We start from the raw sequence: 12,551 nt of genomic DNA on the forward strand, positions 1-12,551 counted from the left end.
GGCCGGCTGGCTCGGGGCGGCCGTTCAGGTCGTGAACTGAAGCGCGGCCAGCCGCGCGTAGACGCCGCCCTGCGCGACCAGCGCCGCGTGCGTTCCCTGTTCGACGATCCCGCCGTGGTCCAGCACCACGATGCGGTCGGCCTTCTGCACGGTGGCCAGGCGGTGGGCGATCACCAGCGTGGTCCGGTTCTCCATTGCCGACTCCAGTGCTGCCTGCACCATGCGCTCGCTTTCGGCGTCGAGCGCGCTCGTGGCTTCGTCCAGCAGCAGCAGCGGCGGGTTCTTCAGGATCGCGCGCGCGATGGCGATGCGCTGTCGCTGTCCGCCCGACAGGCGCACGCCGCGCTCGCCGAGGAAGGTGTCGTAGCCCTCCGGCAGGGCCTGGAGGAAGTCGTGGGCGAAGGCGGCGCGGGCGGCGGCTTCCACTTCCTCGGCGGTCGCCTCGGGGTTGCCGTAGCGGATGTTCTCGAACGCGCTGGCCGAGAAGATCACCGCGTCCTGCGGAACGAGGCCGATGCGGGTGCGCAGCTCGGGCAGGGCGAGCGAGGCCAGCGGTGCGCCGTCGAGCAATACGCGGCCCGTTTGCGGGTCGTAGTAGCGAAGCAGCAGCTGGAATACGGTGCTCTTGCCGGCGCCGCTCGATCCCACCAGCGCAACAGTTTCGCCTGGCGCAATCTCCAGGCTGAAGTCGCGCAAGGCCGGTGTGCTGGGGCGGGAAGGGTAGTGGAAGGTGACCGCGTCGAATTTAATGGCGCTGCCCGCGACGGGAACGGGCGCAACCGCCGGGTTCGCGGGCGAAACGATGGCTGCGGGCGCGTGCAACAGCTCCATCAGCCGCTCGGTCGCGCCGGCTGCGCGCAGCAGGTCGCCGTACACCTCGCCGAGCACGGCGGTCGCGCTGGCGAGGATGGCCACGTAGACGACGGTCTGGCCCAGGTGGCCGGCGGTGATGTCGCCGCGCAGCACCGCCTGGGTTCCTTGGTACAGGCCCCAGAGCAGCGCCGCCGAGGTCGCGATGATGATGAAGGCCACGAGCACCGAGCGGGCCTTGGCACGGCGCACGGCGGTGCGGAAGGCGTTCTCGGTCGAGCCGCTGAAGCGTGCGGCCTCGCGGCCTTCGGCGGTGTAGCTCTGAACCACCGGAATCGCGTTCAGCACCTCGGCGGCGATGGCGCTGGAGTCGGCCACGCGGTCTTGGCTGGCGCGCGAGAGCTTGCGCACGCGGCGGCCGAACACCATGCTCGGCAGCACCACCAGCACGAGGATGCCCAGCACCTGCACCATTACGTAGGGGTTGGTCCAGATCAGTACCGCCAGGGCGCCCACGCCCATCACCGCGTTGCGCAGGCCCATGCTCAGCGATGAGCCGACGACCGTCTGCACCAGGGTGGTATCGGCCGTCAGGCGCGACAACACCTCGCCGGTCTGCGTGGTCTCGAAGAAGACGGGGCTCTGCTTGAGCACGTGGCTGTAGACAGCGTTGCGGATGTCGGCCGTCACGCGCTCGCCCAGCCAGCTCACCGTGTAGAAGCGCGCCGCCGAGAAGACGCCCAGCGCCACGGCCACGGCGAAGAGGGCGCCGAAGTGCTCGCGCAGCGCCATGGTCTGCGCGCCCTTGTCGGAGCTGATGAGGCCGTTGTCAATCAGACTGCGCAAGGCGATAGGAAAAGCCAGCGTGGTAACCGCCGCCAGCACCAGGAACAGGGTCGCCAGAACGATCTGCACACGGTACGGGCGAAGAAAAGGGCTCAGGCCCGAGAGCGATCGGGGCGAGCCCTTGGCCATGGAAGACGGTGGGGAGGAAGCCATTGCCCGATTCTACCGATCCCTTGCCTCTACAAAGGTAGCCTTGACAATAATTGCCGAGGCAACTAATATTTGCCCCATGAGCGATGCCAACACCCCTCAAAACCCGCCGGCTTCCACCGGCGAGGAGCGTCGTGCGCCCGTCGCCTTCTACAGCCCCGAAACCTATCGCGCCGAGGAAAGCATCGGCTACCTCATGCGCCGCATCGTCACGGCGGTCGGCCAGTCGGTCGAAACCCGCATGTGCGAGCCGGGCAGCCCCACCTATCCGCAGTGGGTTCCTCTCTACAAGCTGCACGTGGGCGCCGCAACAACCGTGGCCGAGCTGGCCCGCGCCTGCGAACTCGACACCGGCGCCATGACGCGCCTGCTCGACCGCCTCGAGGCCAAGGGCCTGTGCCGCCGCGTGCGCTCGCTCGAAGACCGCCGCGTGGTCAACATCGAGCTCACCGACGAAGGCCGCGCGTCCGCCAAGGAAGTGCCGCACGTGCTCAGCAGGGTGCAGAACGAGCACCTCGCAGGTTTCACCGTAGAGGAGTGGGAGCAGCTCAAGGGCTATCTGCGCCGCATCCTCGACAACGCCCAGGCCCTCGCGGCCCGTGGAGATAAAAATGACTGACTCCCTCGCCGTGCGCGCCATGCGCCGCACTCCCGTCGTGGCCGCCGCGCTGCTGGTGGTCGCACTCGCCGGCTGCGCCGACATGGCCGGCATCGGCTCGCAGGCGAAGCTGCGCAACGCCTCGTCGCTGGGCATCGCGCCCGACAGCGCCGCCGTCCCGGTGTCCCGGCTCGACAGCCAGTGGTGGCTCGCCTTCGGCGATTCGCAGCTCAATTCGCTTGTCGACCAGGCGGTGGCCGGCAACCCCAACCTGCAGGTCGCGCAGGCCCGCCTCGCGCGCGCGCAAGCCTCGGCCGACATCGCCGGCGCCGCGCTCAAGCCGCAGGTCAAGGCCGATCTCGACCTGAACCGCCAGAAGTTCAACAGCAACTACATCTACCCGGCGCCGCTGGGCGGCTCCACCCAGAACATCGGCCTGCTGCAGCTGGGCGCGAGCTGGGAGCTCGACTTCTTCGGCAAGAACCGCACCGCGCTCGACACCGCCATCGGCGCGGCCAACGCCGCAGCCGCCGATGCCGACGCAGCCCGCGTGCTGCTCGCGAGCAACGTGGCGCGCAGCTACTTCCAGTGGGCTCGCCTGAACGACCAGCTCACCGTCGCCCAGCGTACGCTGGCACAGCGCGACGAAACCCTGAAGCTGGTGCGCGACCGCGTGTCCGCCGGCCTCGACACCCGCCTCGAACTGCGCCAGAGCGAAGGCGGCCTGCCCGAGGCGCGCCAGCAGATCGAAGCGCTCAACGAGCAGATCGCGCTGCAGCAGCATGCGCTCGACGCGCTGGTGGGCCAGCCGAACGTCACCGCCTCGCTCAAGCCGCCGGTGCTTTCGGGCGTGAAGCCGATGGCGCTGCAGGCGAACATCCCGGCCGACCTGCTCGGCCGCCGCGCCGACATCGCCGCCGCGCGCTGGCGTGTCGAGGCGGCCACCAGCGACGTGGCCAATGCGAAGACGCTCTTCTATCCCAACGTGAACCTCACGGCCTTCGTCGGCTTCCAGAGCCTGGGCTTCGGCAAGCTGCTGAAGTCGGGCAGCGAGCAGTGGGGCGTGGGCCCGGCCATCAGCTTGCCGATCTTCGAAGGCGGCAGGCTGCGCGCCAACCTGCGCGGCAAGTCGGCCGACCTTGATGCAGCCGTCGAGAGCTACAACGCCACCGTCATCGACGCGGTGCGCGACGCGGCCGACCAAGTCACGAGCGCCCAGTCGATTGCACGCCAGCAGGCCGAGCAGCGCGCCGCGCAGACGGCGGCCGAGGGCGCCTACGACATCGCCGTGCAGCGCTACCGCGCGGGCCTCGGCAACTACCTCAACGTGCTGACCGCCGAAACCTCCGTGCTGGCCCAGCGCCGCCTGGCCGTCGATCTCGCCGCCCGCGCGCTCGACACGCAAGTTGGCCTGGCGCGCGCGCTCGGCGGCGGCTGGCAGCCACCGGCCACCGCCACGGCATCGGTTCCCTCGGCCCCGCTGAACTGACCGGCACAGCGCAGATCCAGCCCGGCCGACTTCTTCGTCTTCGGAAAGAACTTCATCATGAGCGACAACAACACTCCGACGCCCGCTGCAGCCGCAGCTCCAGCAGCCCCCGAGGCGACCGCCGGCAACGGCAAGCGCCGCCGCGCACTCACCGCGCTCGCCGCGGTGGTGATCGTCGCCGGCGGCGGCTGGGGCCTGTACGAATGGCTGGTCGCCAGCCACTACGAGGACACCGACAACGCCTACGTGCAGGGCAACGTCATCCAAATCACGCCGCAGATCGGCGGCACCGTGATGGCCATCAATGCCGACGACACCGACTTCGTGAAGGCCGGCCAGCCGCTGGTGCAGCTCGACCCGGCCGACGCCAAGGTGTCGCTCGAGCAGGCCGAGGCCGCGCTCGCGCAGGCGGTGCGCCAGGTGCGCACGCTGTATGCCAACAACGGCTCGCTGGCCGCGCAGGTCACGCTGCGCCAGGCCGACATCGTGAAGGCGCAGAGCGACATCGCCAAGGCGCAGGACGACCTGCAGCGCCGCCGCGCGCTGTCGGGCAATGGCGCCGTGTCGAAGGAAGAACTCAATCACGCCGAGACGCAGCTCGAAACGGCCAAGAGCCAGCTCGCCGCGGCGCAGGCCGGCGTGGTGGCCGCCAAGGAGGCGCTTGCCAGCAACCAGTCGCTGACCGAAGGCACCAGCGTGGCCCAGCACCCGAGCGTGCTGGCCGCCGCCGCCAAGGTGCGCGAGGCCTACCTCGCCACGCAGCGCGTGGCCATGCCCGCGCCGGTCGACGGCTACGTTGCCAAGCGCACCGTGCAGCTCGGCCAGCGCGTGGCCGCCGGCACGCCGATGATGTCGATCGTGCCGCTCAACCAGCTGTGGGTCGACGCCAACTTCAAGGAAGTGCAGCTGCGCAACATCCGCATCGACCAGCCCGTGAAGCTCACCGCCGACGTGTACGGCAAGAAGGTCGAGTACACCGGCAAGGTCGCGGGCCTGGGCGTGGGCACCGGCAGCGCGTTCGCGTTGCTGCCGGCGCAGAACGCCACCGGTAACTGGATCAAGGTGGTGCAGCGCGTGCCGGTGCGCATCGCGCTGGACCCCGAGCAGCTCAAGGCCAACCCGCTGCGCATCGGCCTGTCGATGGACGCCGAGGTCGACATCTCGCAGAAGACCGGCAAGATGCTCGCCGACGCGCCGCGCGCCACCGCGCTGGCGCAGACGGCGGTCTACAGCCAGCTCGACCGCGGTGCCGACGCCGAGGTGGAGCGCATCGTTGCCGCCAACATCGGCGGCAAGGGCGGTGCGCCGGCCGCGGCCTCGGCTCCGGCCAAGGCGTCGCCTGCTGCGAATACCTCCGTGGCCGTGCAGGGCCAGCCGGGCTGATCGCGCGAGCGTTCGTCCGGACTTTTCTTCCGTCCAGGTAAACAGCCCGCCCCATGGCCACCGCTGCTCCTGCATACGTTGCGCATCCGCCGCTCGAGGGCGCAGCCCGCGTCTGGGGCACGGTCGCGCTTTCTGCGGCAACCTTCATGAACGTGCTCGACTCGTCGATCGCGAACGTGTCGCTGCCTGCCATCTCGGGCGACCTGGGCGTGAGCACCACGCAGGGCACCTGGGTCATCACCAGCTTCGCGGTGGCCAACGCCATCGCGGTGCCGCTCACCGGCTTCATGACGCAGCGCTTCGGACAGGTGCGCCTGTTCATGGCCAGCGTGATCCTGTTCATGATCAGCTCGCTGCTGTGCGGCCTGGCGCCGAACATGACGACGCTGATCGCCTTCCGCGCGCTTCAGGGCTTCGTCGCGGGGCCGATGATCCCGCTGTCGCAGGCGCTGCTGCTGTCGAGCTATCCGCGCGCCAAGGCGGGCCTGGCGATGGCCATGTGGTCGATGACCACGCTGGTCGCGCCGGTGATGGGGCCGCTGCTGGGCGGCTGGATCACCGACAACATCTCGTGGCCGTGGATCTTCTACATCAACATCCCGGTGGGCATCGTCGCGGCGGCCATCACCTGGGCGCTGTACCACAAGCGCGAGAGCGCCACGCACAAGGTGCCCATCGACGCCGTCGGCCTCGCGCTGCTGGTGCTGTGGGTGGGCTCGCTGCAGCTCATGCTCGACAAGGGCAAGGAGCTCGACTGGTTCCACTCCGCGCAGATCGTCACGCTGGCGGTGGTGTCCGTGGTCGGCTTCGCCTTCTTCCTGGTCTGGGAGCTGACCGACAAGCACCCGGTGGTCGACCTGTCGCTCTTCAAGCGCCGCAACTTCTGGTCGGGCGCGGTGGCGACGGCAGTGGCCTACGGCCTCTTCTTCGGCAACGTGGTGCTGCTGCCGCTGTGGCTGCAGCAGTGGATGGGCTACACCGCCACGCAGGCGGGGATGATCATGGCGCCCGTGGGGCTCCTGGCCATCTTCTTCTCGCCGGTGGTGGGCCTCACCGTGGCCAAGATCGACCCGCGCCGCTACGCGACCTTCTCGTTCCTGGTGTTCGCGCTGGTGCTGTGGATGCGCTCGAACTTCAACACGCAGGCCGACTTCGTGACGATCATCATCCCGACGATCATCCAGGGCATCGCGATGGCGTTCTTCTTCATCCCGCTGGTGACGATCACGCTGTCGGGCCTCACGCCCGACCGCATCCCGGCCGCGTCGGGGCTGTCGAACTTCCTGCGGATCACCGCGGGCGCGATGGGCACCTCGATCACCACCACGCTGTGGGACAACCGCGCGACGCTGCACCACGCCCAACTGGCCGAGACGGTCAACCAGGGCAACAACGCAGCCGCCAGCGCGATGGCCGGGCTCAACGCCAATGGCTTCAGCACCGACCAGGTGATGGGGCAGATCAACCGCCTCGTCGACCAGCAGTCGTACATGCTGGCGACCAACGACATCTTCTATGCGTCGGCGGTCCTGTTCCTGCTGCTGATCCCGCTGGTGTGGCTGGCAAAGCCCCAGAAGGGCGGAGCCGGTGGAGACGCCGCCGCGGGCGCGCACTGATTGGGTTCTCCCCCAGGCTTCGCGCACTTCGTGTCGCTTCGCCAACCCCCTCGCCGGGGGCAACACCTGCGGCCCGGCGGAGCCGGTTCCGCGGTGTTCTCGAAAAGACAGAACGTTTTCAGGCGCCCAGTGCGCGCAGCACGTCGTAGCAGGCGCCCATCGTGTGGTAGTCGGTCTTGCCGGCCGGGCTCTTCTCGTCGCTGATCTTCCCGTTCGCCGGCGTGAGGATGCGATACCAGGCGCCGTGCCTGTGGTCGACGAAATGCTCCCAGCTGTAGGCCCAGATGCTGTCGTACCAGTCCCAGTAGCCGGCTTCCCCGGTCCGCAGCGCGAGCAGGGCGGCGGCGGCGAAGCTCTCGGCCTGCACCCAGAAGTACTTGCCGCCGTCGCACACCTTGCCGTCGGGGCCGAAGCCGTAGACCAGCCCGCCGTGGTCGGCGTCCCAGCCGCGTTGCATGGCGGTATCGAAGAAGTGGCGTGCGCGCGGAAGCGCCCATTCGGCCTTGTGGTCCTGGGTGGCGAGATGGCCTTCGAGCTGCAGCAGCAGCTTGGCCCACTCCGTCAGGTGGCCGGTCTGGAAGCCCCAGGGCTTGAAGATGTCGGTCTTGTTGCCGCGGTTGTAGTCCCAGTCGACCGACCAGTCCTCGCGGTAGTGCTCCCAGACGAGGCCGTCGGCCTGCGCGGCCAGCCGGCCGGTCACCGACTCGGCCACCGCCAGCGCGCGATCGATGTAGCGTGATTCCCGCGTCGCCTCGAAGGCCGCCATCAGCGCCTCGCAGGCGTGCATGTTGGCGTTCTGCCCGCGATAGCTGCCCACGCGCCAGTCCGTGGTGGCTTCGTCGGCATAGAGCTGGTGCCGCGGCTCCCAGAAATGCGCCTCCATCAGCCGCCAGGCGTTCTCCAGCCCGGCATGCGCTTCCTCGATGCCGGCCATGAGCGCGTGCGCGTGCGCGAGCAGCACGAAATCCAGCCCATAGCAGCGGTTGGTGCCGTCCTGCACCGTGGCGCGCTGTTCGTGCCAGTCGATCTGCCATGCATAGCCGCCATCCTGCTGCCTGTGGGCACGTTCGATGAAGGCCAGGCCATGCCGCGCGGCCGCGAGGTCGGCAGGCTTGCCGAAGCGCCGGTACGCCATCGCATGGTTGAACACGAAGCGCGTACTGCTCACCAGGTGGCGGGTGCGGCGGTCGTATACCGTGCCGTCGTCCTTGAAGAAGTGGAAGAAGCCGCCGCTGGGGTCGAGGTTGCGGCCCTCGTAGAAGGCCAGCGTGTGCTGGATGTGGTCGGCCAGGAAGTCAGGAGAGCGGAAGTCGGGCATGTGCGGCGATGTCGTTGGTGCGATGGGCGCGATCATGCCCAATCGAAGCGGGTGCTGCGAGGGCTCGATGCGCGGCATCTTCGCCGGTTCGCGTGCCGCCTTTGTCGTCGAGATGACAGTCGTGCGGAAGGAGCCGGCGAAGCCTCGGAATGGTTGCAGTGCAGCATAGGCATTTGCCCCAGTATGCAAGTGGGAGACGCGCACGAACAATCGGTCCGCGCTCGATGGTGGCGCATTGAGATGGACCGCATGACGCACATTCTTTCCACGCACACGGGCGACCTCGCGAGATGAGCGACGTCATCCTCGAAACACGCGAGCTCACCAAGGAATTCAAGGGGTTCACAGCGGTCAGCAAGGTCGACCTGTCGGTGGTGCGCGGCTCCATCCACGCGCTCATCGGCCCGAACGGCGCGGGCAAGACGACCTGCTTCAACCTGCTGACCAAGTTCCTCGAGCCCACCACCGGCACGATCCTCTTCAACGGCCAGGACATCACGCGCGAGCGCCCCGCGCAGATCGCGCGCCGCGGCATCATCCGCTCGTTCCAGATATCGGCCGTGTTCCCGCACCTCACGCTGCTGGAGAACGTGCGCCTCGGCCTGCAGCGCCGCCTGGGCACCTCGTATCACTTCTGGAAGAGCGAGAAGTCGCTCAAGCCGCTGGATGCCAGGGCCCGCGAGCTGCTGGCCGAAGTCGGCCTCGAGGAACTCGCCGACGAACAGACGGTGAACCTGCCCTATGGCCGCAAGCGCGCCCTGGAGATCGCCACCACGCTGGCGATGGAGCCTGAGCTCATGCTGCTCGACGAGCCCACGCAGGGCATGGGCCATGAAGACGTACACCGCGTGGCCGAGCTCATCAAGCGCGTGTCGGCCGGCCGCACCATCCTCATGGTGGAGCACAACATGAGCGTGGTCTCGACCATCGCCGACACCATCACCGTGCTGCAGCGCGGCGCGGTACTGGCCGAGGGGCCGTACGCCGTGGTCTCGAAGAACCCGCAGGTGATGGAGGCCTACATGGGCACGACAGAAGGCCAGCTGCAAGGAGCCCACTGACATGACGGCAGCATTGGAGATAAAAGGCCTGCAAGCCTGGTACGGCGAATCGCATGTGCTGCACGGCGTCGACATGGTCGTGCAGCCGGGCGAGGTCGTCACGCTGCTGGGCCGCAACGGCGCGGGCCGCACCACCACGCTGCGCGCCATCATGGGCCTGACGGGCGCGCGCAAGGGCAGCATCGAGATCAACGGCCGCGAGACCATCGGCCTGCCCACGCATCGCATCGCGCACCTCGGCGTGGGCTACTGCCCGGAGGAGCGCGGCATCTTCGCGAGCCTCTCGTGCGAGGAGAACCTGATGCTGCCGCCCGAACTGAAGGGCGCGGGCAAGGGCATGTCGGTCGAAGAGATCTACGCCATGTTCCCCAACCTCGCCGAGCGCCGCCACAGCCAGGGCACGCGCCTGTCGGGCGGCGAGCAGCAGATGCTGGCCGTGGCGCGCATCCTGCGCACCGGCGCCAGGCTGCTGCTGCTCGACGAGATTTCCGAAGGCCTCGCGCCGGTCATCGTGCAGGCGCTGGCCCGCATGATCACCACGCTGCGCGCCAAGGGCTACACCATCGTGATGGTGGAGCAGAACTTCCGTTTCGCCGCGCCGCTGGCCGACCGCTTCTACGTGATGGAGCACGGCCGCATCGTCGAGAAGTTCGGCGCGGCTGAACTCGAAGCCAAGATGCCGGTGCTCACCGAGCTGCTGGGCGTCTGAAACGCATCAAGTCCACAAGACCTGTCCTTCCATCCCACAAAGATTTCTCTAGGAGACAACAGCATGAACAAGAAACTCGGCCTCATCGCAACCGCAATCGGCATCCTCGCCATGAGCGCGGGCGCCGTGCAGGCGCAGGAGAAGGTGAAGATCGGCTTCGTCACCGACCTGTCGAGCCTGTACGCCGACCTCGAAGGCAAGGGCGGCGCCACCGCCATCCAGATGGCCATCGACGACTTCGGCGGCAAGGCGCTGGGCCAGCCCATCGAGCTGCTGGTGGCCGACCACCAGAACAAGGCCGACATCGCCGCCTCCAAGGCCCGCGAATGGGTCGACACGGCCGGTGTGACCATGATCTTCGGCGGCACCAACTCCGGCACCGCGCTGGCCACGGCAAAGGTGGCCGAAGAGAAGAAGCGCGTGTACTTCAACAACGGCGCCGGCAGCTCGGTGCTCACCAACGAGCAGTGCAGCCCCTACACCATCCACTACGCCTACGACACCGTGGCGCTGGCCAAGGGCACCGGCGCGGCGGTGGTCGACCGCGGCGGCAAGAGCTGGTTCTTCCTGACGGCCGACTACGCCTTCGGCCACGCGCTCGAAGCCGACACCACCAAGGTGGTGAAGGAAAAGGGCGGCACGGTGGTGGGCGCAGTGCGCCATCCGCTGAACGCGTCGGACTTCTCCTCGTTCCTGCTGCAGGCGCAGAACTCCAAGGCGCAGATCCTGGGCCTGGCCAACGCGGGCGGCGACACCATCAACTCGATCAAGGCCGCCAAGGAATTCGGCATCAACAAGACGATGAAGACGGCGGGCCTGCTGGTCTTTCTGAGCGACATCCACAGCCTGGGTCTGAAGAACACCGAAGGCCTGCTGCACACCACCAGCTGGTACTGGGACCTGAACGACGAGACGCGCAAGTTCGCCAACCGCTTCTTCGAGAAGACCAAGCGCATGCCCACCGACGTGCAGGCCGCCGACTACTCGGCCACCATGACCTACCTGAAGGCCGTGGCCGCCGCCAAGACCACCGACTCCGACAAGGTGATGGCGCAGCTCAAGAGCATGAAGATCGACGACTTCTACGGCAAGGGCCAGATCCGCGCCGACGGCAGCTTCATCCACGACATGTACCTGGTCGAGGTGAAGTCGCCCGCCGAATCGAAGAAGCCCTGGGACTACCTGAAGGTGCTCAAGACGCTGCCGGGCGACCAGGTCTTCACCACGAAGGCCGAAACCAAGTGCGCGCTCTGGAAGTAACTGGCTGAAGCCGCGCCAGACTTTTTCACCGAAGCCAACCAAGAGGATCACTCCATGAACCGCACGCTCATTGCTTCTGCCTGCCTCGCTGCTACCTGCCTGATGGCCGCCGGCGCGGCGCAGGCCCAGGACAAGGTCAAGATCGGCTTCATCACCGACATGTCCAGCCTCTACGCGGACGTGGAGGGCAAGAACGGGGCGCTGGCGATCCAGATGGCCATCGACGACTTCGGCGGCAAGGTCAACGGCATGCCCATCGAGCTGCTGCAGGCCGACCACCAGAACAAGGCCGACATCGCCGCCTCCAAGGCGCGCGAGTGGATCGACACGCAGGGCCTGACGATGCTGTTCGGCGGCACCAGCTCGGGCACCGGCCTGGCCATGGCCAAGGTGGCGCAGGAGAAGAAGCGCGTGTTCATCGTGAATGGCGCGGGCAGCTCGGCGCTCACCAACGAGCAGTGCAGCCCCTACACCGTGCACTACGCCTACGACACCGTCGCGCTGGCCAAGGGCACGGGCAGCGCCGTCATCGCGCGCGGCGACAAGAGCTGGTATTTCCTGACGGCCGACTACGCCTTCGGCCAGGCCCTCGAAGCCGACGCGACCAAGGTCGTGAAGGAGAAGGGCGGCACGGTGCTCGGCAGCGTGAAGCATCCGCTGAACACCTCCGACTTCTCCTCGTTCCTGCTGCAGGCGCAGAACTCCAAGGCGCAGGTGCTGGCGCTCGCGAACGCGGGCGGCGACACGCAGAACGCGATCAAGGCGGCGAAGGAATTCGGCATCTCCAAGACCATGAAGATGGTCGGCCTGCTGGTCTTCGTGACCGACGTGCACAGCCTGGGCCTGAAGAACACCGAGGGCCTGCTGCTGACCACCAGCTGGGACTGGAACCTCGACGACAAGACGCGCGCCTTCGGCAAGCGCTTCTTCGAGAAGACCAAGCGCATGCCCACCGACATCCAGGCCGCCGACTACTCGGCCACCATGACCTACCTGAAGGCCGTGCAGGCCGCCAAGACGGTCGATGCCGACAAGGTGATGGAGACGCTCAAGTCCACCCCGATCGACGACTTCTATGCCAAGGGCAGCATCCGCGCCGACGGCCGCTTCGTGCACGACATGTACCTGGTGCAGGTGAAGTCGCCGGCCGAGTCGAAGCAGCCTTGGGACTACTACAAGGTGGTCCAGAAGCTGAAGGGCGAAGAGGTCTTCACGACCAAAGCCGAAAGCAAGTGCGCGTTATGGAAGTAACCCCCCAGGCTGCGCGCACTGCGTGTCGCTTCGCCAACCCCCCTTTGCAAGGGGGGCGGG

Annotated in this window: 10 protein-coding genes; 8 read left to right on the plus strand and 2 right to left on the minus strand. The window is 67.6% G+C overall.

From position 1 onward, the window contains the following. Positions 1-24 precede the first annotated feature (24 nt). Positions 25-1,809: an ABC transporter transmembrane domain-containing protein gene (locus FHT32_RS25485; protein WP_176667378.1), complete on the minus strand. Its 1,785-nt coding sequence runs from the start codon at positions 1,807-1,809 to the stop codon at positions 25-27. A gap of 76 nt (positions 1,810-1,885) precedes the next feature. Between FHT32_RS25485 and FHT32_RS25490 the strand changes: the two genes are divergently transcribed. The 4 genes from FHT32_RS25490 to FHT32_RS25505 are packed head-to-tail and all read left to right on the plus strand — an operon-like array spanning position 1,886 to position 6,892. Then, entirely contained in the window at positions 1,886-2,425 is a 540-nt protein-coding gene (locus tag FHT32_RS25490; RefSeq protein ID WP_176667379.1) for a MarR family winged helix-turn-helix transcriptional regulator, read from the plus strand. After that, complete coding sequence (locus FHT32_RS25495; protein ID WP_176667380.1) at positions 2,418-3,893, plus strand: efflux transporter outer membrane subunit; 1,476 nt, start codon at positions 2,418-2,420, stop codon at positions 3,891-3,893. Before FHT32_RS25490 ends, FHT32_RS25495 begins: the two co-directional genes overlap by 8 nt. Before the next feature lie 57 nt (positions 3,894-3,950). After that, a complete protein-coding gene (locus tag FHT32_RS25500) occupies positions 3,951-5,276 on the plus strand; it encodes an efflux RND transporter periplasmic adaptor subunit (RefSeq protein ID WP_176667381.1) in 1,326 nt (441 codons plus the stop codon). A 53-nt stretch (positions 5,277-5,329) separates the two neighbouring features. After that, the gene (locus tag FHT32_RS25505) at positions 5,330-6,892 is read left to right on the plus strand and encodes a DHA2 family efflux MFS transporter permease subunit (protein WP_176667382.1); all 1,563 of its coding nucleotides are present in this window, start codon (positions 5,330-5,332) and stop codon (positions 6,890-6,892) included. Between the two features lie 118 nt (positions 6,893-7,010). Here the strand turns inward: FHT32_RS25505 and FHT32_RS25510 are convergent, their stop codons facing one another. Continuing rightward, on the minus strand, positions 7,011-8,210 hold the full coding sequence (locus tag FHT32_RS25510; protein ID WP_176667383.1) for an AGE family epimerase/isomerase: 1,200 nt from the start codon (positions 8,208-8,210) through the stop codon (positions 7,011-7,013). 290 nt (positions 8,211-8,500) lie between these two features. On the opposite strand from FHT32_RS25510, the gene FHT32_RS25515 reads away from it, so the two are divergent. The 4 genes from FHT32_RS25515 to FHT32_RS25530 all read left to right on the plus strand — a co-directional run bounded on the left by FHT32_RS25515 (position 8,501) and on the right by FHT32_RS25530 (position 12,491). After that, positions 8,501-9,271 carry an ABC transporter ATP-binding protein gene (locus tag FHT32_RS25515; protein ID WP_176667384.1) on the plus strand — a complete coding sequence of 257 codons (771 nt, stop codon included), beginning with the start codon at positions 8,501-8,503 and terminating at the stop codon, positions 9,269-9,271. A 1-nt stretch (position 9,272) separates the two neighbouring features. Next, positions 9,273-9,980: an ABC transporter ATP-binding protein gene (locus FHT32_RS25520; protein ID WP_019653369.1), complete on the plus strand. Its 708-nt coding sequence runs from the start codon at positions 9,273-9,275 to the stop codon at positions 9,978-9,980. Positions 9,981-10,043: 63 nt separating this feature from the next. Continuing rightward, complete coding sequence (locus FHT32_RS25525; RefSeq protein ID WP_176667385.1) at positions 10,044-11,240, plus strand: ABC transporter substrate-binding protein; 1,197 nt, start codon at positions 10,044-10,046, stop codon at positions 11,238-11,240. A gap of 54 nt (positions 11,241-11,294) precedes the next feature. Next, positions 11,295-12,491 (plus strand): ABC transporter substrate-binding protein, encoded by a 1,197-nt coding sequence (locus FHT32_RS25530; protein WP_176667386.1) that lies wholly within the window; start codon positions 11,295-11,297, stop codon positions 12,489-12,491. The last annotated feature ends 60 nt before the right edge of the window (positions 12,492-12,551 follow it).

It is taken from the genome of Variovorax sp. SG517 (assembly GCF_013376045.1).
Lineage (GTDB): Bacteria > Pseudomonadota > Gammaproteobacteria > Burkholderiales > Burkholderiaceae_C > Variovorax.